This window comes from Klebsiella sp. GB_Kp056 (assembly GCF_040064755.1).
GTDB lineage: Bacteria > Pseudomonadota > Gammaproteobacteria > Enterobacterales > Enterobacteriaceae > Klebsiella > Klebsiella quasipneumoniae.
In genome coordinates, this window is record NZ_JBEAJA010000056.1 from 1 (window position 1) to 22,735 (window position 22,735).

The following is a 22,735-nucleotide window of genomic DNA, read 5'->3' on the forward strand; positions in this document are numbered from 1 at the left end:
CGATGGTAGTGTGGGGTCTCCCCATGTGAGAGTAGGGAACTGCCAGGCATCAAATAAAGCAGAAAGCTCAGTCGAAAGACTGAGCTTTTTTGCGTTTTTGTCCTCCGGGGAGGGTGCCGGTACGCCTCCCCGGTGGCGCTGCGCTTACCGGGGCTACGGATCCGTAGCCCGGACAAGGTGCGCAGCACCGCCTCCGGGGAAAATCCCGCCATACCCGCACCATTATCTTCATTCAAAGCAACATAAAACCCCGTCATGGCAAACCCTTCGCCATAATCCACTTTTTCCTTGCCTCTGCGCTGGCGTTGATCGCGAAAACCGTGCTTGCGAAAAAAAATGTGAATGCAATCACATATAAAGATATAACAATTATATAACATTTAGTTTACTAACTAATTTGTCTGCGTGACGTGGTACGCCCGACAAGACAGACTGCAGTCTTTGCTGGAGCAATATAACAATGACAGAGAGTAGCATTACCGAACGGGCCGCGCCGGAGCAGGCCGATACCCGTCGTCGTATTTGGGCAATTGTTGGCGCTTCCTCGGGAAATCTGGTTGAGTGGTTTGATTTTTACGTCTACTCATTCTGCTCGCTCTATTTTGCCCATATCTTCTTTCCCTCCGGAAATACCACCACTCAACTTTTACAAACGGCAGGCGTATTCGCCGCCGGATTTCTGATGCGTCCTATCGGTGGGTGGCTGTTTGGTCGGATCGCCGACCGCCGCGGACGTAAAGCTTCCATGCTTATTTCGGTCTGTATGATGTGCTTTGGTTCACTGGTGATTGCCTGCCTGCCGGGCTACGCGGTCATCGGCACCTGGGCTCCAGCGCTGCTGCTGTTGGCCCGTCTGTTTCAGGGGCTGTCGGTCGGTGGAGAATATGGCACCAGCGCGACCTATATGAGTGAAGTGGCGATTGAAGGAAAGAAAGGCTTCTATGCCTCTTTCCAGTACGTCACGTTAATTGGCGGTCAACTGCTGGCGGTATTAGTGGTCGTGGCGCTCCAGCAGGTGCTGAGCGACGAAGATTTGCATGCCTGGGGATGGCGTATTCCTTTTGCTCTCGGGGCAGTACTGGCTATCGTCGCGCTGTGGCTGCGTCGCCAGCTGGACGAAACCTCGAAGCAGGAGACCCGGGCGCTGAAAGAGGCTGGCTCATTTAAAGGGTTGTGGCGTAATCGCCGGGCTTTCGTGATGGTGTTGGGCTTTACTGCCGCCGGATCGCTGACCTTCTATACCTTTACTACCTATATGCAAAAGTATCTGGTCAACACGGCGGGCATGACGGCCAGCACCGCCAGCGTGATCATGACCGCGGCGCTGTTCGTTTATATGCTGGTTCAACCGCTGTTCGGCGCCTTTTCGGATAAAGTTGGCCGCCGTACCTCCATGCTGTGCTTTGGCGTGCTGGCGACATTATTTACCGTGCCTATCCTGAGCGCCTTGCAAAAAGTGAGCTCACCCTATGCTGCCTTCGGCCTGGTGATCTGCGCCTTGCTGATTGTCAGTTTCTATACCTCGATCAGCGGCATCCTGAAGGCCGAGATGTTCCCGGCGCAGGTTCGCGCGCTTGGGGTAGGGCTGTCCTATGCCGTCGCGAATGCCCTGTTTGGCGGCTCGGCGGAATATGTCGCGCTGTCGCTGAAATCGGCGGGGATAGAGCACGCGTTCTACTGGTACGTGACGGTGATGGCGGCCATCGCCTTCCTGGTCTCCCTGATGCTGCATCGCAAAGGCAAAGGCCTGCGTCTTTAGCCGTTACTGGTGCGCCAGTTGCCAAACAGCGTAGCCGGTGGTCGCGCCGGCTACATCCCAGGCGAAATCCTTCCAGCTCCAGCCGCTGCCTGCCGGGCGGCTGTCCCAAAGCTCTTTTGAGGCGCCGAGGCTGACGGAAAACATCAGGCCGATAGCAGCGCTGCGGTCCCGGCTGTAACCCTGATGTTGCGCATATTCATTGCCGGCGGCAGACAGCATCGCCGAGGCCAGAAAATGCTGGGCTTTGTCCTGACCGGACCATGCATCATTTGCCATGTGGCTGCAGCCCGTTAACATCAGCGAAGCAATCACGATTATCGTACGCATAGCGCTTCCAGAAAAAAGCCCCGTCGAGGCGGGGCTGATTGTCAGAGAATACGGCTGATCAGCCGGTCAATGCGGATCCGCCGCAGTCGGCGGATCAGTTTACGCACTTTCACCGGATAGTCGGCAATACTTTGCAGATCCCGATAATGTTTCACCACCGTGGTGTGGGTGCGGATGAGCTTCAGCTCTTTCTCCCGCATGGCTCCCAGCTGCTGCTTTGGATCGTGGATCAGAATGGCATTTTCCAGATCGAGTCGCCAGGCGCGCGGGTTAAGGTTGTTGCCGGTGAGCAGCATCCACTCGTCGTCAACCCACATGCCCTTCAGGTGGTAGCTGTTATCGTCATCCTTCCACAGGCGGACGATCAGCTGATCGGTATTCACATAATACTGCAGCCGGCTGAGGAAACGCCGCAGGTTGATCTCATACAGATAAGGAAGCGCGCCGATGATTTTAAACGGCTGATCTTCCGGAATATAGAAATCGTTCGCGGTTTTATCGCCGACAATAATCTCCACCTGTTTACCGTCGCGCAGCAGCTGGATGATATTTCTTACCAGCACGGCAGGAAGGTTGAAGTAGGGGGTGCAGATCGTTAACTTGTGCTCGGCACAGGGCATCAGGTGAAAGATAGTTTTGTTCAGCAGGCTGGATTTCCCCAGGCCTACCAGCGGGGTGACGGAGAGTTCTTCGTCACCGGCGATGCCGACAAAATGGTAGCTGCGGTCGCGCAGCTCCTGACGGTACTGGCGAATATCGTTTTTGATTTCCGGACTTTTTGGCCGATCCGGTCTGTCGAGACGATTCACGCCGCGTCCCTGAACCAGATTATTGTCGACCCAGTCGAACATGACGTCCGCCATTTTGCCGTTACGGATGCACTGATAGCGGTCATAGCGGTACTTATCATGCTGATGCAGATAAACATCGTTCAGGCTGGCGCCGCTGTAGAGGACGCAGTCATCAATAATAAAGCCTTTGAAATGGAGAACGCCGAGCGCCTCCCGGGTGTTAATCGGCACGCCGTAAACGGGGATCTCTACGCCCGGATTTTCATTGGCCATCCGACAATACCAGTCAGCATTGGTGTTGGAGGCGGCGGCGCCGATACGGCCACGTTGAGCGCGGTGCCAGTCAACGAGGACGCGAACATCCAGTTGCGGACGCTGACGTTTGGCGTCATAAAGGGCCTGCAAAATTCCTTTTCCGCCATCATCTTGCTCCAGGTAGAGCGCAATAATGCATATACGCTGAGTGGCGTTGGCAATCCGGGTCAGTAACGCTTCCCTGAAATCCGCAGGGGCGTAAAAGAACTCTACATCATCAACTGACTGAGAAAGCTTAGGGAGTTGGGCAAGGTGTTGTTGATGTTTATTACGCTTAAATTTTGACAACATCACAGTGCGTTTCTTCTCTGTTTATTGAAGGGTCTTCTGTACCATGCAGACGACGTAAGCGGGCAATAATACCATTACTACCCGCTAATGTGGTCAACAATTGCGGTCAGCGTCGCGCGATTATCCCTGATTCAGGGGCAGCGACAGACTGACAATCCCATCTTCCAGCTGAATATCAACGGTGAATCCCAGCTTTCTGGCGAGGCCGATCATGCCTCGGTTATTCGGCATCGTAATCCCATTCAGCCGTTGCAGGCCATGGCTTTGCGTATAGGCGATCAGCTTTTCCAGCAGCCTTCGCCCCAGGCCTAACCCTTTCAAATCTGAACGGACCAGCACAGCAAACTCGGCATCAATATTGTCAGGGTCGGAGATCGCCCGCGTCACGCCGAGGATCTCGCTCTGTTCCGCGGTGGTCCTGACGGCGACGAACGCCATTTCTCGATCGTAGTCGATCTGGGTCATATTGGCTAAGTCGTCATGGGTAAATTCGTTGATCTCACTAAAATAGCGATAATAGAGATCTTCTTTGGTGACCTGAGCGATAAACGCGAGCAACTGCGGTTCATCTTCCGGAAGGATCGGCCGGAACAGACAGCGATCGCCATTTTTCATCACCACCCACTCCTCCAGCTGGTGCGGATAGGGACGAATAGCGAGACGGCTTTCACTGTCGCCGCTAAAGGGAGCAAGCCCCAGGGTAACGTCCAGCGCCGTAAACTCGTTGCCGGAGGCGAGCAGGGGATGAATATCCAGCCGCTGGATCTCCGGGCAGTCGACGATCAGGTTCGAGACCTGAACCAGCAGCTGGCTTAAGCCTGCGATATCCAGCGGTCGCAATGCGCTGCGGCCGCGGATCTTCTTATTTTTGATCGCCTGGATCACCAGATAACGCGCCAGGTTCATATTCAGCGGCGGCAGCGCCACAGCGGCCTGGTCCTCGGCCCGCCACTCCACGCCGCCTTCGCCCAACATAATCAACGGGCCGAAGAGGGGATCGTGCTCAACCACCACTCTCAGCTCCTGGGCGCCGGCGCGATTGGCCATACTCTGCACCAGCAGGCCATGAATGCGCGCCTGGGGCCAGGCCAGCCTGACGCGATCGATCATCGCATCCGCTGCCTGCTGTACTTCTGCCGCGGTACGCAGATATAACATGACCCCCTGTACTTCTGATTTGTGCGGAATATCCGGGGAACGCAGCTTCAACGCAACCGGAAAGCCTATCTGCTCAGCGATATGCACCGCTTCCGCGCTGTCAGCGGCGATCCAGGTTGGCAGTGTGTGGATACCGTAGGCCCGGAGCACCGGGCTGACCTCATGGGTATCCAGCGTGGTGGCGCCGTCATCTATCGCTTGCTGGAGCAGAGCATGCGCTTCGCTGGTATTGGCGGTTAACGAGTCCGGCAGCACTGGAGTCTCGCGCAGCTGTTTCTGGTTACGGCGGTACTCGACCATATGCATAAAGGCGGTAATGGTGCCCTCCGGCGTGCGGTAGGTGGGAAGGCCGGCATCGCTGAACAGCCGTCGCGCCTCCTGGGAAGAGAATTCGCCGCACCAGTTGGTCAGCACGGTGACATATTTGCCACGCGGATGGTGCTTCAGGGCGTCTATCAGCGCCAGGGCGCTCTCGGTGCCCGGCGCGGCGGCGCTGGGCGAGTGGATCACCAGCAGCGCGTCGTAGTCCTGACTGTTAAGCAGAATGTTCACCGCCCGCTGATAGTGTTCGCTGCTGGCGTCATCGCGTAGATCCAGTGGGTTGGCGATCTCAACGCCGCCCGGCAGCGCCTGGCGCAGGGCGTCGCGCGTCTCCTCGCTGAGGGTCGCCAGCTTACCGTTACGCAACCAAAGCTCATCCAGCGCCAGCGCCGCCGGCGCCGCGCCGTTGCTGACGATCATCAGTTTTTCACCGCGCAGCGGGCGCATATGGCTCAGGGTTTCTACGGCGGAGAACAGCTCATGGGTATCCTGGACCCGCAGCAGACCAGCACGCTGGATGGCTGCGTCCCATGCCGGATCCATCCCTGAATTGACGTGCAACAATTTCTGCGCCGCAGGACTACGGCCGCTTTTGATCACCAGGATTGGCTTGTTTCGCGAGGCGCTGCGCGCGGCGGAGACAAACCGGCGCGCGTCGCTGAGATGCTCAAGGTAAAGCAAAATGGCGCTGGTTTTGCTGTCGCGGGCCAGAAAGTCCAACAGGTCATCGACATCTATATCCAGGCTATCGCCCAGCGCGATGAAGTAGGAAAACCCCATCTCGCGCTGTTGCGCCCAGTCAAGGATGGTGTTGGAGACGGCGGCCGACTGCGAGATAAAGGCCAGTTTACCGCGGTGGATCGCGACCGGCGAAAAGCTGGCGTTCAGGCCTTGCCACGGCGCCAGCAGCCCCAGGCTGTTTGGGCCGAGCAGGCGCATCTGATAGCGTGCAGCGCATTCGAGCAGCGCCGGATACTGTTCCGGCTGCGAAGAGAGGATGATGCAGGTCTTGCAGCCTTTCTGCCCCAGGGCTTCGAGCAACTCGAGATTACGTCGCGCGTTGGTACAAAGCACCGCCAGATCCGGCGTAAACGGCAGCTTCTCGATGGTGGGCCACGCCAGCACCCCAAGCACCGCCTTCCAGGCGGGGGTCACCGGCAGTACCGGGCCATTGAAGCCGCCGGCTAGCAGGTTGCGCATCATGAGATAGCCAGCGCGCTGCGGCTTCATTGATGCGCCAATAACGGCGATGGATTTTGGTCGCAGCAGCGCTTCCAGGCCTCGTTGGCTCATACCGGTCTCCTTTCATCCCAGTGACCGAATGATTTTAAACGTTTTCCACCTGGCCCGCTGTGATACTGCCCTTATGCTGGGTTTTTCCCGCCAGGTAGCGGGTCCGGAAGCGGGTGAAGTGTTCGCCAAGCGCTGCGGCGGCCGGCGCATCGCCCGCCAGATCCAGCAGGGCGATGGCCACTTCCGCGGTACAATATTGTCCGTCGGCGTGCGCCTCGCGCAGATGGTAGGCTGAGATGCGCGACAGATCGACGGAGATGAGCGGCAGCGCGTCCAGATAAGGGCTCTTACGGAACATTTTACGCGCTTCGGTCCAGGTGCCATCGAGCATGATAAACAGCGGCGGTTTGCCGGACGGTGGCGCGCTCAGGACCTGGCGCTCCGGTGCGGCGTAGGAGGCGGGGAACACCACCATCGGCTGGTAATCGGGATGGGCGACCAGATCGAGCAGCCCCTGCGGCGGCTCGGTTCTCGACCATTGATAAGCCTCGGTATTCGGCAGAATATCGGCGATGAGCCGGCCGGTGTTGCTGGGCTTCATCGGCTCCGTATCAAACATCACCAGGCAGAAACGGCTGGTAGCCTGCGCCGGCGTTAACGTGGCGCACAGGCACTGCTTGAGCGGCAGCAGACAGCGCTGGCAGCGGCGGATGCGGTTGCCGCGAGCAAGGAAAGGGCGGGTGGCTCGCGCGAGACGTTCGGCGCGCAGGCGAAGGACAGCGTTATCAGTCATGGGAGTCGCTAGTGAAAAACGCTATTGTCGCAGAGGCGAAAACGGGGCACAAGCGGTGCCCCGGAGGGATTACTGCTGTCCGGCTTCGTTCAGCCAGCTATCAAATGGCGCTTTTGGCACCGCGCCATTGAGCATGTCGATCACTTCGCCATTTTTGAACATCATAATGGTCGGGATGCTGCGGATACGAAACCGTGCGCTAAGCTCACGTTCCGCTTCGGTGTTAACTTTCACAAAACGCATCTTCCCGCTACGCTCTTCCGCGACGTCTTCAAAGATCGGCGCGAAGCTGCGGCAGGGACCGCACCATGGCGCCCAGAAATCGACAACGACCGGCAGATCGTCCTTTAAGAGTTTATCCAGCGTTGCCCCGGTCGCGTTGATGACGTCGCCATCAAAAAGATCGTGACCGCAGCGTCCGCACTTTGCGCCATCCGCGCTACGATCGTCCGGGAGGCGGTTCAGAGCCTGACAACTGGCACAAACGGTATTCATAACTAACCTCTGGTTATGGGTTGCAACGTGGCACGTGGCCGATATGTTTCTGTGATGTTACATATTATCGATTAAGTGTTATTTAAGGACAATGCGTTTTGTTCGATGAGTGCAATAGAGGCCGTCTTTTAAACGAAATCATGGCGAAGCGATGACACATCGGGTAATCTGCGCGCTTCGCGCAGCGCAGGTGGAGAAAATTGATGAGCGACGAACTGAAAAATAAAAGCGGCAAGGTCAAAGTGATGTATGTCCGCAGTGATGATGATTCTGACAAACGCACCCATAACCCACGTACCGGGAAAGGGGGAGGTCGTCCAGGAAAATCTCGTGTTGACGGCCGCAGCCGCCCTGCGCGTGACGAACGAAACAGCCGCGGTGACGATCGTAAACGCGATGACCGCAAGCGTGATGAGCGCAAGCGCGATGATTTTAATCGTGACGATGCGTCCCCGTGGCGTACCGTTTCTCGCGCTCCTGGCGATGAGACGCCGGTAAAAGAGGATCACGGCGGGATCAGCGGGAAGAGCTTTATCGATCCGGAAGTACTGCGTCGCCAGCGCGCGGAAGAGACCCGCGTGTATGGTGAAAACGCCTGTCAGGCCCTGTTCCAGAGCCGCCCGGAAGCCATTGTCCGCGCCTGGTTTATCCAGAGCGTGACGCCGCGCTTTAAAGAGGCGCTGCGCTGGATGGCGGCTAACCGTAAAGCCTATCATGTGGTTGATGAAGCCGAGCTGGCGAAAGCCTCCGGGACCGATCACCACGGCGGCGTCTGCTTCCTGATCAAAAAACGCCACGGTACCTCTGTTGCCCAGTGGGTCGCGAAGGCCGCAGAAGAAGATTGCGTCCTGGCGCTGGAGGACGTGGGTAACCCGCACAACCTCGGGGCGATCATGCGCAGCTGCGCGCACTTCGGCGTGAAGGGTGTTGTGGTTCAGGATGCCGGCGTGCTGGAGTCCGGCGCGGCGATCCGTACGGCGGAAGGCGGTGCGGAACATGTTGAACCGATCACCGGCGACAGCTTCATCGATACTCTGGATCAGTTCCGTCAGGCGGGCTACGCGATTGTCTCGACCTCCAGCCATAATGGTACCCCGCTGTTTAAAGCCGAGCTGCCGAAGAAAATGGTGCTGGTGTTAGGCCAGGAGCGCGATGGCCTGTCGGATGCAGCGATCTCCAGCGCGGACCTCAGCGTCGCCATCGATGGTACCGGCAATGTCGAAAGCCTGAACGTCTCTGTGGCGACCGGCGTCCTGCTGGCGGAATGGTGGCGTCAGAACAAGGCGTAATACCTGTCCCTGAATACAAAAGCCAGCTGATGCTGGCTTTTTTTATGGCTGTCGATCACTCGCTTTCGGCGGGAAGGACCGGCATCCAGTCAATCGGCGCTTCGCCGCGATCGGCCAGCCACTGATTGGTCTGCACGAAATGGTTGCTGCCAAAGAAGCCGCGATGCGCGGAGAGCGGTGAAGGGTGCGGCGCCTTCAGTACGCAGTGGCGCTGGCGATCGATAATCGCGCCTTTCTTCTGCGCATGGGAGCCCCACAGCAGAAAGACCACCCCCTCGCAGTGCTCATTGATTAACGCGATTACCTTATCGGTAAACGTCTCCCAGCCGAGGCTGGCGTGCGAGTGCGCCTGCCCGGCGCGGACGGTCAGGACCGTATTAAGCAGGAGCACCCCCTGGCGCGCCCAGCTTTCCAGGTAACCATGGGTAGGGCGGGTAAAGCCAGGGATAGTGGCCTCCAGCTCTTTGTACATATTCAGCAGCGAGGGCGGGATCGCGACGCCCGGGCGAACCGAGAACGCCAGACCGTGGGCTTGCCCCGGGCCGTGATAGGGGTCCTGACCGAGAATGACGACTTTGACATCGCCCAGTTCAGTAAAGCGAAACGCATTAAAGACATCTTTTTGCGGTGGATAGATGGTGATCCCGGACTGGCGCTCTTCGGCGACGGTCTTCAGAGTATTGAGAAAATAGGGTTGTTGCTTTTCATCCGCCAGCACGTCATGCCAGGTTAAAGGGGTGGTCATCTTGCTCTCCTGCAAAGGGTCATCGCTATAGCTTAACGGCTTCTTTCTACAGAACAAAATCGGCACGGCTTGACGCGGGCCTTTATGCAAAAAAAATTGAAAATTTACAAAATTATTTATAGCGGCTTATGGCGTAACTTGATGTAAAACAATAAAATCCTTGCATACCCACTTAGAGTGAGTGGTTTTTATTGATTTACATCAAAGAATGCCGAGGGTGCGGCTGATATATATACACTCATACAACAATGGTTTTACCAATTGGCCGCGAAGAGGCCAAAATCGAATAAACACTGCCTGGGAGGCATCAAATGATTACTGGTATCCAAATTACTAAAGCGGCAAACGACGACCTGCTGAACTCTTTCTGGCTGCTGGATAGCGAAAAAGGCGAAGCGCGTTGCCTGTGCGCCAAAGGTGGTTTTGCGGAAGATGACGTGGTGGCGGTCAGCAAACTGGGTGAAATCGAATACCGTGAAATCCCGGTAGACGTGAAACCAGAAGTTCGCGTGGAAGGCGGTCAGCACCTGAACGTTAACGTGCTGCGTCGCGAAACCCTGCTGGACGCGGTTGAGCATCCGGAAAAATACCCGCAGCTGACCATTCGTGTTTCCGGCTACGCGGTACGCTTCAACTCCCTGACACCGGAACAGCAGCGCGACGTTATCGCTCGTACCTTTACCGAAAGCCTGTAAGGCTAACGCCAGATGTGAAAACGCCGGGATATCCCGGCGTTTTTTTTACTCTTCGCTGGACGCTGATGGCGTCCCGGTCGCGCTTGGCTTCCGGCGCTTACCGATATTTTTCGTATCGCGGTGGCGCTTCTTCACCCGCGGCTTCTCTTTTTCTTTCTCTTTTTTCTCGGCGCGTTTCGCCAGCACTTTCTTCGATGGTTTACCGGTCAACTTCTCGCTTGGCGCGCGGGTTTTGGGTCGCAATTCATCAATCACGCGAGCTTTCAGCGGTTCTTCAACGTAGCGGCCGATCTTGCCCAGCAGCAGGTGATCGTGCGCTTCAACCAGCGAAATCGCGGTGCCTTTCTTACCTGCACGGCCGGTACGACCGATACGGTGCAGATAGATGTCGGCGGTGCGCGGCATATCGAAGTTAAAGACGTGGCTGACGTCCGGAATATCGATACCGCGGGCGGCGACGTCGGTGGCGATCAGCACGTTTACGCGGCCGTCGGTCAGACGCTTAATGGCTTCGTTACGCTTGGCCTGCACCATCTCGCCTTCCAGCCAGCAGGTGTTAATCCCCGCTTCACGCAGCCAGTTGGCCAACTCATGCACGCGCTCGCGCTTGCGCACAAAGACGATAGCGCGGGTAGCTTCCGGCTGTTGCAGCAGATTCACCAGCAGCCTGGTCTTATGTTCGATATCGTCCGCGCGATAGTACCATTGATGGATTTTCTTACGCTCGCGAGTCGACGGGGTAGCGGAAACTTCAACCGGCTCTTCCAGCAGGCGCTCAGCGAAGTCTTTGATCGCATCGCCTTCCAGCGTCGCGGAGAACAGCATGGTCTGCTTGCGCCAGCGGGTTTCACCAGCGATGGTTTCGATATCCTGCGCAAAGCCCATGTCCAGCATGCGGTCGGCTTCATCGAGGATCAGGGTCTCGACGGCGCGGCAGTCGAAGTTCTCTTCTTTTATATACTGCAGCAGGCGACCAGTGGTGGCGACCACGATGTCCTGGTTTTCGCTGAACACTTCCGCGTGGTTCATGTAGGCTACGCCGCCGGTAATGGTGGCGATATCCAGATGGGTATGCTTCGCCAGCTCGCGGGCGTGGTCAGCCACCTGCATCGCCAGCTCACGGGTCGGCGTCAGGATAAGAATACGCGGCGGGCCGGATTTCTTACGCGGGAAATCGAGCAGGTGCTGCAACGCTGGCAGCAGATACGCCGCCGTTTTACCGGTGCCGGTCGGCGCTGAACCGAGAATGTCACGGCCATCGAGCGCAGGCGGAATAGCGGCGGCCTGAATGGCTGTCGGGCGAGTGAAACCTTTATCCTGGAGGGCTTCCAGCAGGTTTTCATCGAGTTCAAGTTCGGAAAAAGTCGTTACAGTCATGTTCTACCTCTGAGTGGGCCGCCGATTATAGACGTTACTGACGTAATGTTCATCTGTTTGTAAGGCTATCTGTTCTCCGGTATTGTGCATAGCCTTACGTTCAGGAGTTTTTTGTCGGCAAGGTTATTGAGGATGTCTCAGTCGAAGTTTGCGCTGCCGCGCAATGGTTTTACCTTCAAACAGTTTTTTGTCGCCCACGATCGTTGCGCGATGAAGGTGGGTACCGACGGCATTTTGCTCGGCGCCTGGGCGCCGATTGCCGGGGTGAAACATGTGCTGGATATTGGCGCCGGCAGCGGCCTGCTGGCGCTAATGCTCGCGCAGCGTACCGGCGATGATGTGCGTGTCGATGCGGTCGAACTGGATGAGGAGGCCGCCGCCCAGGCGCAGGAAAATGCCCTTGCGTCGCCATGGGCTTCGCGGGTTGAGGTCTGTCAGGCCGATATTCATCAGTGGCAGCCGCCGCAGACCCGACGCTATCAACTGATAATCAGTAACCCGCCCTTTTTTGCGGAAGGGGTGCCTTGCGCCACCTCGCAGCGGGAGCAGGCGCGGTATACCACGACGCTCGATCACGCTTCTCTGCTGACCTGTGCCGCTGAGCATATCACCGAAGAAGGCTTTTTTTGCGTGGTGCTGCCGGTCGATATCGGTAATGCGTTTATCGAACGGGCAACCGCGATGGGCTGGCACCTGCGACTGCGCACTGACGTGGCGGAGACCGAGATGCGGCCGCCGCATCGGGTGCTGCTGGCTTTCTCCCCGACGGCGGGGGAGTGTTTCAGCGACAGGCTGGCGATCCGCGGGCCAGAGCAGCAGTATTCAGAAGGCTTTACCGCTCTGACCGAGGATTTTTATCTCTTTATGTGAGCCAGGGGCGACAATATCGACGGACCGCTGTTCGGCAGCGGCTGCGGATAGTCAAGGGTGTAATGCAGTCCCCGGCTCTCTTTGCGCAACATCGCGCAGCGTACGATAAGTTCCGCCACCTGCACCAGATTGCGCAGCTCCAGCAGATTATTCGAGACGCGGAAGCGGGCGTAATACTCATCCAGCTCCTGCTGCAGCATGGTAATGCGCCGCAGGGCGCGCTCCAGCCTGCGGGTGGTGCGCACAATCCCCACGTAATCCCACATCAGCAGGCGCAGCTCGTGCCAGTTATGCTGGATAACCACCAGTTCATCCGGGATCTCCACCTGACTTTCATCCCACGCCGGCAGGGTGCTGACCTTCTGGGCCAGCGGCAGGCGACGGGCAATATCTTCTGCGGCGGACCAGCCGTAAACCAGACACTCCAGCAGCGAATTCGAGGCCATACGGTTCGCGCCGTGCAGCCCGGTATAGCTGACTTCGCCGATGGCGTATAACCCATCGACGTCGGTGCGGCCATTATCATCCACCATCACGCCGCCGCAGGTGTAATGCGCGGCAGGGACGACCGGCACCGGATCTTTGGTTAAATCAATTCCCAGACCGAGCAGCTTTTCGTAAATCATCGGGAAGTGCTGGCGAACAAACGCCTCGGGTTTATGGCTGATATCAAGGAACATACAGTCAACGCCAAGGCGCTTCATCTCATGATCGATGGCGCGGGCGACGATATCGCGTGGGGCCAACTCGCCGCGTTCGTCAAAGTCCAGCATAAAGCGGGTGCCGTCCGGGCGTTTAAGGTGGGCGCCTTCGCCGCGCAGCGCTTCGGTCAGCAGGAAATTGCGCGCCTGCGGATGATACAGCGCGGTGGGGTGAAACTGGTTGAATTCCAGATTCGCCACCCGGCAGCCCGCCCGCCAGGCCATCGCGATACCGTCTCCGGAAGAGACGTCGGGGTTAGTGGTGTATTGATAAACCTTGGCGGCTCCGCCGGTGGCGAGCACCACCGCCTTCGCGCTGCAGGTTTCCACGCGCTCTTTATTGCGGTTCCAGATCCATGCCCCGACCACCCGGCGCGTGCCCGGCAGGCCAATCTTATCCGATACGATCAAGTCGACGGCATTGCTGCGCTCAAGGATGCGGATATTGGGATGGGCGAGGGCTTTATCGACCAGCGTCGTCTCCACCGCTTTGCCGGTAGCGTCGGCGGCGTGAAGAATGCGCCGATGGCTGTGGCCTCCTTCGCGCGTGAGATGATAGCTCTCTTCGCCATTGGCCTGGACCTGGGTGTCAAACAATACGCCCTGATCGATAAGCCACTGGACGCATGGCCTGGCGTTGCTGGCGACAAAGGTGACCGCATGGCGATCGCATAACCCTGCGCCGGCGATCAGGGTATCTTCGACATGGGATTCAATACTGTCGGTCTCGTCGAAGACGGCGGCAATCCCGCCCTGCGCATAGAACGTCGAACCTTCGCTGATCGGCCCTTTGCTCAACACCGTCACCGAACTGTGCTCTGCCAGGCGCAGCGCAAGAGAGAGGCCGGCAGCGCCGCTGCCGATAATCAACACATCACAAGAGAAGTCAGGAGTGGTATTCATCGTCTTTGTTTAATTTACTAAACACATTTAGCTCACAATAGCACCAGCTCGTGAGGAATCGTACAATTTTTTTTAACGGGCGTTGTGACGGCTAAACAGCAGACGAGCGGAAACGGTCTGGAGCACAGCGAAAATGAGACGCGTGGCAGGTTGATGGCATTGGATTTTATAGTGAAATAAACGCCGTGTTACGATACCCTTCAGACGGGCCTGCGCTTTTTCTTATTGACTAACCTATCGTTTAGCAACCTGGGCATATAATGATTGATAACGATCTGCCGCCGTTGCCAGACAAAAAACAAAAGCGTAACGGAACTTTATTGTTTTCATACACTCCAAGAGTCAGCTTGCTCATAATGCAGATTTTGGGTGGTGTTTTGAAGACGCATGGGAATTGGGTTTGGGGAGACATTACCTCGGATGAGCGAGCAGTTAACGGATCAGGTCCTTGTTGAACGGGTCCAGAAAGGAGATCAGAAAGCGTTTAATTTGCTGGTAGTGCGCTATCAGCATAAGGTCGCGAGCCTGGTTTCCCGCTATGTACCGCCGGGCGATATCGCTGACGTCGTTCAGGAATCGTTCGTTAAGGCATGGCGTGCGCTGGACTCTTTCCGGGGAGATAGCGCTTTTTACACCTGGTTATACCGTATCGCCGTCAATACGGCGAAGAATTATCTGGTTGCTCAGGGACGCCGTCCGCCGTCCAGCGATGTTGACGCCAACGAGGCGGAAAACTTCGAAAGCGGCGGGGCGTTGAAAGAAATTTCGAACCCTGAGAACTTAATGTTGTCAGAAGAACTGAGAAAAATAGTTTTTCGTACCATTGAATCGCTTCCGGAAGATTTACGCATGGCAATTACGTTACGGGAGCTGGATGGCCTAAGCTATGAAGAGATAGCCGCTATCATGGATTGTCCGGTTGGGACGGTGCGTTCGCGTATCTTCCGGGCGCGAGAAGCTATTGATAATAAAGTTCAACCGCTTATCAGGCGTTGACGATAGCGGAATACTGGAAAAGGGTATCAGGCATGCAGAAAGAAAAACTTTCGGCTTTAATGGATGGTGAAACGCTGGATAACGAACTGCTCAACGAGCTGAGTCGTTCTTCTGAGATGCAAAAAACCTGGGAGAGTTATCACCTTATCCGCGATACGCTGCGTGGCGATACCGCAGAGGTGCTGCAATTTGATATCTCCGCCCGGGTGATGGCCGCCATTGAAAATGAGCCCGTTCGTCAGACGGCGCCGCTTATTCCTGAATCTCAGCCCGCACCGCACCAGTGGCGGCAGATGCCGTTCTGGAACAAAGTGCGTCCGTGGGCCAGCTCACTGACCCAGATGGGTGTTGCCGCCTGCGTATCGCTTGCGGTTATCGTCGGCGTCCAGCACTATAATGGGCAGTCTGATGCCGCTCAGCAGCCAGAGGCGCCGGTGTTCAATACGCTGCCGATGATGGGTAAAGCGAGCCCGGTAAGCCTTGGCGTACCGGCTGACGTATCAGCAGGTAGCGGCCAGCAGGCTCAGGTCCAGGAACAGCGTCGGCGGATTAACGCCATGCTGCAGGACTACGAACTGCAGCGCCGCCTGCACGCTGAGCAGCTTCAGTTTGGCCAGGCCCAGACTCAGCAGGCCGCAGTCCAGGTGCCGGGTTATCAAACTTTAGGAACGCAATCGCAGTAATGAAGCAACTTTGGTGTGCCATGTCGCTCATGGCAGGCAGTCTGTTGTTCTCTGTCAACGCCTCGGCTGATACATCGTCCGGGGCGTTGTTGCAGCAGATGAACCTGGCCAGCCAGTCCCTCAATTATGAGCTGTCTTTCGTCAGCATCAGCAAACAAGGCGTTGAGTCGCTGCGCTATCGTCACGCGCGACTGAACAATCAACCGCTGGCGCAGCTTCTGCAGCTGGACGGTCCGCGCCGGGAAGTGGTCCTGCGCGGTACGGAAATCAGCTATTTTGAACCCGGCCTCGATCCGTTCACCCTGAACGGCGACTATATCGTCGATTCGCTGCCGTCGTTGGTTTACAGCGATTTCAAACGTCTCAGCGCAGCCTATGATTTTATCTCCGTGGGCCGTACCCGTATCGCCGACCGCCTCTGCGACGTGATCCGCGTCGTGGCTCGCGACGGCACGCGCTATAGCTTTATCGCCTGGCTGGACGCTGAGACCAAGCTGCCGCTGCGCGTCGATTTGCTCGACCGCGACGGTGAAACGCTGGAGCAGTTCCGGGTCGTCTCTTTCAACGTTGGCGATAACGTCAGCGCCAGCATGGAGACGCTGGCGAAAGCGAATTTGCCGCCGCAGCTGTCGGTGCCTGAAGGGGGCGACAAAGCCAACTTCAACTGGGCGCCAACGTGGCTCCCGCAGGGCATGACTGAGGTCTCCAGCAGCCAGCGTCGTCTGCCCACCTTTGATGGTCCGGTAGAATCACGTCTCTATTCCGACGGCTTGTTCAGCTTCTCGATCAATATCAACCGCGCCACCGCGGCCAGCAGCGACCAGCTGTTGCGCACCGGCCGACGCACCGTCAGCACGACGGTACGCGATAACGCGGAGATCACCGTGGTGGGCGAACTGCCGCCGCAGACGGCGAAGCGTATCTCAGACAGCATTAAATTCAAGGCAGTACAATGATCAAAGAGTGGGCCACCGTGGTTTCCTGGCATAACGGCGTGGCGCAGGTGCACTGCGACGTTAAAGCCTCCTGCAGCAGTTGCGCCTCCCGCGCCGGCTGCGGCAGCCGGGTATTAAACAAGCTGGGGCCGCAGACCAGCCATACCATCAGCGTGCCCTGCGAGCAGCCGTTGACGGCGGGGCAAAAAGTGGAGCTGGGGATCGCCGAGAGCAGTCTGCTGGGTTCGGCGCTGTTGGTCTACATGGCGCCGCTGGTGGGTCTGTTTGTGATGGCGTCGATCTTCCAGGTGCTGTTTGCCAGCGATATCGCTTCGCTGTGCGGCGCGCTGCTGGGCGGCGTCGGCGGGTTTCTGGTGGCGCGCGGTCTGTCGCCGCAGCTGGCAGCGCGCCAGTCGTGGCAGCCGGTGATTCTGAGCGTCGCGTTGCCGCCGGATCTGGTGCGTATCGAAACGCCTTCCTCCGACATGGGTCAGTGATTTCACTGGCCCTTATCTTTATTTACCCTTCCTGTTACAACGCCACAATTTCTGCGGTTATGCTGGATCTAACAGCATTTCCTGGTTTCAAGGATGTAGTGTAGAATGCGGCGTTTTCGGATTAAAAAACGTCAGGCACAGTACAGCGGCCTCATGATACTCGTAAGGCATAATTAACTCTAAATATGAAGAATATACGTAACTTTTCGATCATTGCTCACATCGACCACGGTAAGTCGACGCTGTCTGACCGTATCATCCAGATTTGCGGTGGCCTTTCTGATCGTGAAATGGAAGCCCAGGTTCTGGACTCCATGGATCTTGAGCGCGAACGCGGGATCACCATCAAGGCGCAGAGCGTCACCCTGGACTATAAGGCCAACGACGGTGAGACCTATCAGCTGAACTTTATCGACACCCCGGGCCACGTGGACTTCTCATATGAAGTTTCCCGTTCCCTCGCCGCGTGCGAAGGCGCGCTGCTGGTGGTTGACGCCGGGCAGGGCGTAGAAGCCCAGACCCTGGCCAACTGCTACACCGCCATGGAGATGGACCTGGAGGTCGTTCCGGTACTCAACAAGATCGACCTGCCTGCGGCCGACCCTGAGCGCGTAGCGGACGAAATTGAAGATATCGTCGGGATCGACGCCCACGACGCGGTGCGCTGCTCGGCGAAAACCGGCGTCGGCGTGACCGAGGTGCTGGAGCGTCTGGTGCGCGATATTCCGCCGCCGGAAGGCGATCCGGACGCGCCGCTGCAGGCGCTGATTATCGACTCCTGGTTCGATAACTACCTCGGCGTGGTGTCGCTGGTACGAATTAAAAGCGGCACCATGCGCAAGGGCGACAAGATCAAGGTCATGAGCACCGGCCAGGTCTATAACGCCGACCGTCTGGGCATCTTCACGCCGAAACAGGTTGACCGTACCGAGCTGAAATGCGGCGAGGTAGGTTGGCTGGTCTGCGCGATCAAAGACATCCTTGGCGCGCCGGTGGGCGATACCCTGACCGCCGCCCGCAACCCGGCAGACAAAGCGCTGCCTGGCTTTAAGAAGGTGAAACCGCAGGTGTATGCCGGCCTGTTCCCGGTAAGCTCCGATGATTATGAAGCTTTCCGCGACGCGCTGGGCAAACTGAGCCTCAACGACGCCTCTCTGTTCTACGAGCCGGAAAGTTCTACCGCGCTGGGCTTCGGCTTCCGCTGCGGCTTCCTCGGTCTGCTGCACATGGAGATCATTCAGGAGCGTCTGGAGCGTGAATACGATCTTGACCTGATCACCACCGCGCCGACGGTAGTTTACGAAGTGGAGACCACCTCCAAAGAAGTTATCTACGTCGACAGCCCGTCCAAGCTGCCGCCGCTGAATAATATTCAGGAGCTGCGTGAGCCGATCGCCGAGTGTCACATGCTGCTGCCGCAGGAGTTTCTCGGCAACGTGATCACCCTGTGTGTGGAGAAGCGCGGCGTGCAGACCAACATGGTTTACCACGGTAAACAGGTGGCGCTGACCTACGAAATCCCGATGGCGGAAGTGGTGCTCGACTTCTTCGACCGTCTGAAGTCTACCTCCCGCGGCTATGCGTCGCTGGACTACAACTTCAAACGCTTCCAGGCGTCGAACATGGTACGCGTCGATGTGCTGATCAACGGCGAGCGCGTCGATGCGCTGGCGCTGATCACCCACAACGATAACGCGCCGTATCGCGGCCGCGAGCTGGTGGAAAAGATGAAAGATCTTATTCCGCGTCAGCAGTTCGACATCGCGATTCAGGCGGCCATCGGCAACCACATCATCGCGCGCTCTACCGTGAAACAGCTGCGTAAAAACGTGCTGGCGAAATGCTACGGCGGTGACGTCAGCCGTAAGAAAAAGCTGCTGCAGAAGCAGAAAGAAGGTAAGAAGCGTATGAAGCAGGTCGGTAACGTTGAACTGCCGCAGGAAGCGTTCCTCGCCATTCTGCACGTTGGTAAAGACGGCAAATAACCCTAAGGAGTTGGCATGGCGAACATGTTTGCCCTGATCCTGGTGATTGCAACCCTGGTGACGGGCGTTTTATGGTGCCTGGACAAGTTCATTTTTGCACCGAAACGTCGTGAGCGTCAGGCCGCTGCTCAGGCAGCGACCGGCGAGCAGCTGGACAAAAAGACGTTGAAGAAAGTCGGCCCGAAACCGGGCTGGCTGGAAACCGGCGCATCGGTTTTCCCGGTGCTGGCGATCGTTCTGGTGGTACGTTCATTCATTTATGAGCCGTTCCAGATCCCGTCAGGTTCGATGATGCCGACTCTGCTGATTGGCGATTTCATCCTGGTGGAGAAATTTGCCTACGGCATTAAAGATCCTATCTACCAGAAAACGCTGATCGAGACGGGTCATCCGAAGCGCGGCGACATCGTGGTGTTTAAATATCCGGAAGACCCGCGCCTGGACTACATCAAGCGCGCGGTGGGGCTCCCGGGGGATAAAGTCACCTACGATCCGATTGCCAAGCAGGTCACTATTCAGCCGGGCTGCAGCTCCGGACAGGCCTGCGGCAACGCGCTGCCGGTGACTTACTCCAACGTGGAGCCGAGCGATTTCGTTCAGACCTTCTCCCGCAGCAACGGCGGCGAAGCGAGCAGCGGTTTCTGGCAGCTGCCGAAGGGCGAAACCAAAGCCGACGGCATTCGCCTCACCGAGCGTCAGGAGACGCTGGGCGACGTCACGCATCGTATTCTGATGGTGCCGATTGCTCAGGATCAGGCTGGCATGTATTACCATCAGAGCGGTCTGCCGCTGGCCACCTGGATTGTGCCGCCGGGTCAGTACTTCATGATGGGCGACAACCGGGATAACAGCGCCGACAGCCGTTACTGGGGCTTTGTGCCGGAAGCAAACCTGGTCGGGAAGGCCACCGCTATCTGGATGAGTTTTGAAAAGCAGGAAGGTGAATGGCCGACCGGCGTGCGGTTATCGCGCATTGGTGGAATTCATTAATTTCATCTGCTGAATTCACGCCGCTGCTGTTATCGCAGCGGCGCGAATTATTTAGTATTTAAATCCATTCAAACTAACGACATCCCGTGTCGTTGCGTATAGAATATCCCCCCGAAGTTTTTGGTTGTCGCTCTGCCGGGTGACACTGCACACGAAAGCGTATTGGTCTGTTTCAACTTACTGTTTGAAGCGTATGCTCAGGTCGGTTTCGTGTGCTGCATCTTTGACGCATTCATTTATTGGTAACGCATGAACCCCATCGTAATTAATCGGCTTCAACGAAAGCTGGGCTACACTTTTCATCATCAGGAGCTGTTGCAACAGGCATTAACTCACCGCAGTGCCAGCAGCAAACATAATGAGCGCCTGGAGTTTTTAGGCGACTCCATTTTAAGTTTCGTGATCGCTAATGCGCTGTATCATCGCTTTCCTCGCGTGGATGAAGGCGACATGAGCCGTATGCGCGCGACGCTGGTGCGTGGCAACACGCTGGCGGAAATCGCCCGCGAGTTTGAACTGGGCGAATGCTTGCGCCTCGGGCCGGGCGAACTGAAAAGCGGCGGTTTCCGTCGCGAATCGATTCTCGCGGACACCGTTGAAGCGTTAATTGGCGGGGTTTTCCTCGACAGCGATATTCAGAACGTTGAACGCTTAATCCTCTCCTGGTACCAGACTCGTCTGGACGAAATCAGCCCGGGCGATAAGCAAAAGGATCCGAAGACGCGTCTGCAGGAGTATCTGCAGGGTCGTCATCTGCCGCTGCCGTCCTACCTGGTAGTCCAGGTGCGCGGCGAAGCGCACGATCAGGAATTTACTATCCACTGCCAGGTCAGTGGCCTGAGTGAACCGGTGGTTGGCACAGGTTCCAGCCGTCGTAAGGCGGAGCAGGCTGCCGCCGAACAGGCGCTGAAAAAGCTGGAGCTGGAATGAGCGAAGAAAAAAGTTATTGTGGGTTTGTCGCCATCGTGGGTCGTCCAAACGTTGGCAAATCCACGCTGTTGAATAAGCTGCTTGGGCAGAAGATCTCGATCACCTCCCGTAAAGCGCAGACCACCCGTCACCGCATCGTCGGCATCCATACCGAAGGGCCGTATCAGGCGATTTACGTCGATACCCCGGGCCTGCATATGGAAGAAAAGCGCGCCATTAACCGCTTAATGAACAAAGCGGCCAGCAGCTCTATTGGCGATGTTGAGCTGGTCATCTTCGTGGTGGAAGGCACTCGCTGGACGCAGGACGACGAGATGGTGCTCAACAAGCTGCGCGACGCGAAAGCGCCGGTGATCCTCGCGGTCAACAAAGTGGATAACGTGCAGGAAAAAGCGGATCTGTTACCGCATCTGCAGTTCCTCGCCAGCCAGATGAATTTCCTCGATATCGTGCCGATGTCGGCGGAAACGGGGACCAACGTCGACACCATTGCGTCGATCGTGCGTAAGCATCTGCCGGAAGCGATCCATCACTTCCCGGAAGATTATATTACCGATCGTTCTCAGCGCTTTATGGCTTCCGAAATCATCCGTGAAAAACTGATGCGTTTCCTCGGCGCTGAGCTACCGTACTCCGTCACCGTGGAAATCGAACGTTTCGTGACCAACGAGCGTGGCGGTTACGACATCAACGGCCTGATCCTTGTCGAGCGTGAAGGGCAGAAGAAGATGGTGATTGGCAACAAAGGCGCCAAAATCAAAACCATCGGCATCGAAGCGCGTAAGGACATGCAGGAGATGTTTGAAGCGCCGGTGCACCTCGAGCTGTGGGTCAAAGTGAAATCCGGCTGGGCCGATGACGAGCGCGCCCTGCGCAGTCTCGGTTATGTTGACGACCTCTGAGTTAACGCAACGTGGATGGATGGCAGCGCGCCTTTGTCCTGCATAGCCGACCGTGGAGCGAAACCAGCCTGATGCTGGACGTCTTCACGGAAGAATCCGGTCGCGTGCGCCTGGTTGCCAAAGGCGCACGCTCCAAACGCTCGAATCTTAAAGGCGCTTTACAGCCCTTTACCCCCTTGCTGGTTCGCTTCGGCGGCCGCGGCGAAGTCAAAACCCTGCGCAGCGCGGAAGCTGTCTCGCTGGCGCTGCCGCTCAGCGGCATCACCCTCTACAGCGGTCTTTACGTTAACGAGCTTATCTCCCGTGTGCTTGAGCACGAAACGCGCTTCTCCGAACTCTTTTTTGACTATCTGCACTGCATTCAGGCGCTCGCCGGGGCCAGCGGCTCGCCGGAGCCTGCGCTGCGGCGCTTTGAGCTGGCGCTGCTCGGACACCTGGGCTATGGCGTGGATTTTCTCCACTGTGCCGGGAGCGGCGAGCCGGTGGACGACACCATGACCTACCGCTATCGCGAAGAAAAAGGCTTTATTGCCAGCCTGGTGATTGATAACAACACGTTTACCGGGCACCATTTGAAAGCGTTGGCGAGTCGCGAGTTTCCTGATGTTGATACGTTGCGCGCCGCAAAGCGCTTTACCCGTATCGCCCTGAAGCCCTATCTCGGCGGCAAACCGCTCAAGAGCCGGGAATTGTTTCGCCAGTTTATGCCCGCGCGAAAGGCGCGAGCGGATAATACGAATAATGATTAACGAGG

General features: G+C 57.2%; 22 protein-coding genes. 13 read left to right on the top strand and 9 right to left on the bottom strand.

Going from position 1 to position 22,735, the window contains the following annotated elements; all coding sequences use genetic code 11:
• Positions 1 to 281 (bottom strand): hypothetical protein (locus tag ABLV52_RS17895; protein WP_348890709.1); only part of this gene is annotated, 281 nt, incomplete at its 3' end.
• A 179-nt stretch (positions 282 to 460) separates the two neighbouring features.
• Between ABLV52_RS17895 and ABLV52_RS17900 the strand changes: the two genes are divergently transcribed.
• Positions 461 to 1,759: an MFS transporter gene (locus ABLV52_RS17900; protein WP_023290679.1), complete on the top strand. Its 1,299-nt coding sequence runs from the start codon at positions 461 to 463 to the stop codon at positions 1,757 to 1,759.
• Between the two features lie 3 nt (positions 1,760 to 1,762).
• Here ABLV52_RS17900 and ABLV52_RS17905 read toward each other — a convergent pair whose 3' ends face one another.
• From ABLV52_RS17905 to trxC, 5 genes are all read right to left on the bottom strand, one after another.
• Positions 1,763 to 2,086, bottom strand: a complete 324-nt coding sequence (locus ABLV52_RS17905) for a YfiM family lipoprotein (protein ID WP_004201811.1) — start codon at positions 2,084 to 2,086, stop codon at positions 1,763 to 1,765.
• 41 nt (positions 2,087 to 2,127) lie between these two features.
• Positions 2,128 to 3,483: a CDP-diacylglycerol--serine O-phosphatidyltransferase gene (gene pssA / locus ABLV52_RS17910; RefSeq protein WP_348890742.1), complete on the bottom strand. Its 1,356-nt coding sequence runs from the start codon at positions 3,481 to 3,483 to the stop codon at positions 2,128 to 2,130.
• A 120-nt stretch (positions 3,484 to 3,603) separates the two neighbouring features.
• Positions 3,604 to 6,255 (bottom strand): protein lysine acetyltransferase, encoded by a 2,652-nt coding sequence (pat, locus tag ABLV52_RS17915; protein WP_348890710.1) that lies wholly within the window; start codon positions 6,253 to 6,255, stop codon positions 3,604 to 3,606.
• Between the two features lie 34 nt (positions 6,256 to 6,289).
• Positions 6,290 to 6,988: a tRNA-uridine aminocarboxypropyltransferase gene (gene tapT, locus ABLV52_RS17920; RefSeq protein WP_023290675.1), complete on the bottom strand. Its 699-nt coding sequence runs from the start codon at positions 6,986 to 6,988 to the stop codon at positions 6,290 to 6,292.
• A gap of 69 nt (positions 6,989 to 7,057) precedes the next feature.
• The gene (trxC, locus tag ABLV52_RS17925) at positions 7,058 to 7,483 is read right to left on the bottom strand and encodes a thioredoxin TrxC (RefSeq protein WP_002914091.1); all 426 of its coding nucleotides are present in this window, start codon (positions 7,481 to 7,483) and stop codon (positions 7,058 to 7,060) included.
• A 203-nt stretch (positions 7,484 to 7,686) separates the two neighbouring features.
• Between trxC and ABLV52_RS17930 the strand changes: the two genes are divergently transcribed.
• Positions 7,687 to 8,772 (top strand): tRNA/rRNA methyltransferase, encoded by a 1,086-nt coding sequence (locus ABLV52_RS17930; protein ID WP_023290674.1) that lies wholly within the window; start codon positions 7,687 to 7,689, stop codon positions 8,770 to 8,772.
• Positions 8,773 to 8,827: 55 nt separating this feature from the next.
• On the opposite strand, the gene ung is transcribed toward ABLV52_RS17930, so the two are convergent.
• Positions 8,828 to 9,517: a uracil-DNA glycosylase gene (gene ung, locus ABLV52_RS17935; RefSeq protein WP_023290673.1), complete on the bottom strand. Its 690-nt coding sequence runs from the start codon at positions 9,515 to 9,517 to the stop codon at positions 8,828 to 8,830.
• 311 nt (positions 9,518 to 9,828) lie between these two features.
• Here ung and grcA point away from each other — a divergent pair, with 311 nt between their 5' ends.
• Positions 9,829 to 10,212 (top strand): autonomous glycyl radical cofactor GrcA, encoded by a 384-nt coding sequence (gene grcA, locus ABLV52_RS17940; RefSeq protein WP_002914084.1) that lies wholly within the window; start codon positions 9,829 to 9,831, stop codon positions 10,210 to 10,212.
• A gap of 45 nt (positions 10,213 to 10,257) precedes the next feature.
• Here grcA and srmB read toward each other — a convergent pair whose 3' ends face one another.
• Positions 10,258 to 11,589 (bottom strand): ATP-dependent RNA helicase SrmB, encoded by a 1,332-nt coding sequence (srmB, locus tag ABLV52_RS17945; RefSeq protein WP_032453738.1) that lies wholly within the window; start codon positions 11,587 to 11,589, stop codon positions 10,258 to 10,260.
• 132 nt (positions 11,590 to 11,721) lie between these two features.
• On the opposite strand from srmB, the gene ABLV52_RS17950 reads away from it, so the two are divergent.
• Complete coding sequence (locus tag ABLV52_RS17950) at positions 11,722 to 12,459, top strand: tRNA1(Val) (adenine(37)-N6)-methyltransferase (RefSeq protein ID WP_048298029.1); 738 nt, start codon at positions 11,722 to 11,724, stop codon at positions 12,457 to 12,459.
• On the opposite strand, the gene nadB is transcribed toward ABLV52_RS17950, so the two are convergent.
• Entirely contained in the window at positions 12,444 to 14,063 is a 1,620-nt protein-coding gene (nadB, locus tag ABLV52_RS17955) for an L-aspartate oxidase (RefSeq protein WP_348890711.1), read from the bottom strand. The two genes, ABLV52_RS17950 and nadB, sit on opposite strands and share 16 nt — an antisense overlap.
• 420 nt (positions 14,064 to 14,483) lie before the next feature.
• Between nadB and rpoE the strand changes: the two genes are divergently transcribed.
• From rpoE to recO, 9 genes are all read left to right on the top strand, one after another.
• Positions 14,484 to 15,059 carry an RNA polymerase sigma factor RpoE gene (rpoE, locus tag ABLV52_RS17960; protein WP_348890712.1) on the top strand — a complete coding sequence of 192 codons (576 nt, stop codon included), beginning with the start codon at positions 14,484 to 14,486 and terminating at the stop codon, positions 15,057 to 15,059.
• Positions 15,060 to 15,091: 32 nt separating this feature from the next.
• Positions 15,092 to 15,742, top strand: coding sequence for an anti-sigma-E factor RseA (gene rseA / locus ABLV52_RS17965; RefSeq protein WP_032453736.1), 651 nt, complete (start codon positions 15,092 to 15,094; stop codon positions 15,740 to 15,742).
• The gene (rseB, locus tag ABLV52_RS17970; protein ID WP_004201821.1) at positions 15,742 to 16,698 is read left to right on the top strand and encodes a sigma-E factor regulatory protein RseB; all 957 of its coding nucleotides are present in this window, start codon (positions 15,742 to 15,744) and stop codon (positions 16,696 to 16,698) included. Before rseA ends, rseB begins: the two co-directional genes overlap by 1 nt.
• On the top strand, positions 16,695 to 17,174 hold the full coding sequence (rseC, locus tag ABLV52_RS17975) for a SoxR-reducing system protein RseC (protein WP_004201822.1): 480 nt from the start codon (positions 16,695 to 16,697) through the stop codon (positions 17,172 to 17,174). The genes rseB and rseC overlap by 4 nt, the downstream gene beginning before the upstream one ends.
• 185 nt (positions 17,175 to 17,359) lie before the next feature.
• Positions 17,360 to 19,159 carry a translation elongation factor 4 gene (gene lepA, locus ABLV52_RS17980; protein WP_348890713.1) on the top strand — a complete coding sequence of 600 codons (1,800 nt, stop codon included), beginning with the start codon at positions 17,360 to 17,362 and terminating at the stop codon, positions 19,157 to 19,159.
• 15 nt (positions 19,160 to 19,174) lie between these two features.
• Complete coding sequence (gene lepB / locus ABLV52_RS17985; protein ID WP_004201827.1) at positions 19,175 to 20,149, top strand: signal peptidase I; 975 nt, start codon at positions 19,175 to 19,177, stop codon at positions 20,147 to 20,149.
• 249 nt (positions 20,150 to 20,398) lie between these two features.
• Positions 20,399 to 21,079, top strand: coding sequence for a ribonuclease III (gene rnc, locus ABLV52_RS17990; protein WP_002914065.1), 681 nt, complete (start codon positions 20,399 to 20,401; stop codon positions 21,077 to 21,079).
• Entirely contained in the window at positions 21,076 to 21,981 is a 906-nt protein-coding gene (era, locus tag ABLV52_RS17995; RefSeq protein ID WP_023290667.1) for a GTPase Era, read from the top strand. The genes rnc and era overlap by 4 nt, the downstream gene beginning before the upstream one ends.
• An 11-nt stretch (positions 21,982 to 21,992) precedes the next feature.
• Complete coding sequence (gene recO, locus ABLV52_RS18000; protein ID WP_002914062.1) at positions 21,993 to 22,730, top strand: DNA repair protein RecO; 738 nt, start codon at positions 21,993 to 21,995, stop codon at positions 22,728 to 22,730.
• Positions 22,731 to 22,735: the final 5 nt, after the last annotated feature.

Coding starts and splice junctions, on each gene's coding strand:
- ABLV52_RS17900 (WP_023290679.1), top strand. CDS start 461: ATGACAGAGAGTAGCATTACCGAACGGGCCGCGCCGGAGCAGGCCGAT.
- ABLV52_RS17905 (WP_004201811.1), bottom strand. CDS start 2,086: ATGCGTACGATAATCGTGATTGCTTCGCTGATGTTAACGGGCTGCAGC.
- pssA (WP_348890742.1), bottom strand. CDS start 3,483: ATGTTGTCAAAATTTAAGCGTAATAAACATCAACAACACCTTGCCCAA.
- pat (WP_348890710.1), bottom strand. CDS start 6,255: ATGAGCCAACGAGGCCTGGAAGCGCTGCTGCGACCAAAATCCATCGCC.
- tapT (WP_023290675.1), bottom strand. CDS start 6,988: ATGACTGATAACGCTGTCCTTCGCCTGCGCGCCGAACGTCTCGCGCGA.
- trxC (WP_002914091.1), bottom strand. CDS start 7,483: ATGAATACCGTTTGTGCCAGTTGTCAGGCTCTGAACCGCCTCCCGGAC.
- ABLV52_RS17930 (WP_023290674.1), top strand. CDS start 7,687: ATGAGCGACGAACTGAAAAATAAAAGCGGCAAGGTCAAAGTGATGTAT.
- ung (WP_023290673.1), bottom strand. CDS start 9,517: ATGACCACCCCTTTAACCTGGCATGACGTGCTGGCGGATGAAAAGCAA.
- grcA (WP_002914084.1), top strand. CDS start 9,829: ATGATTACTGGTATCCAAATTACTAAAGCGGCAAACGACGACCTGCTG.
- srmB (WP_032453738.1), bottom strand. CDS start 11,589: ATGACTGTAACGACTTTTTCCGAACTTGAACTCGATGAAAACCTGCTG.
- ABLV52_RS17950 (WP_048298029.1), top strand. CDS start 11,722: ATGTCTCAGTCGAAGTTTGCGCTGCCGCGCAATGGTTTTACCTTCAAA.
- nadB (WP_348890711.1), bottom strand. CDS start 14,063: ATGAATACCACTCCTGACTTCTCTTGTGATGTGTTGATTATCGGCAGC.
- rpoE (WP_348890712.1), top strand. CDS start 14,484: ATGAGCGAGCAGTTAACGGATCAGGTCCTTGTTGAACGGGTCCAGAAA.
- rseA (WP_032453736.1), top strand. CDS start 15,092: ATGCAGAAAGAAAAACTTTCGGCTTTAATGGATGGTGAAACGCTGGAT.
- rseB (WP_004201821.1), top strand. CDS start 15,742: ATGAAGCAACTTTGGTGTGCCATGTCGCTCATGGCAGGCAGTCTGTTG.
- rseC (WP_004201822.1), top strand. CDS start 16,695: ATGATCAAAGAGTGGGCCACCGTGGTTTCCTGGCATAACGGCGTGGCG.
- lepA (WP_348890713.1), top strand. CDS start 17,360: ATGAAGAATATACGTAACTTTTCGATCATTGCTCACATCGACCACGGT.
- lepB (WP_004201827.1), top strand. CDS start 19,175: ATGGCGAACATGTTTGCCCTGATCCTGGTGATTGCAACCCTGGTGACG.
- rnc (WP_002914065.1), top strand. CDS start 20,399: ATGAACCCCATCGTAATTAATCGGCTTCAACGAAAGCTGGGCTACACT.
- era (WP_023290667.1), top strand. CDS start 21,076: ATGAGCGAAGAAAAAAGTTATTGTGGGTTTGTCGCCATCGTGGGTCGT.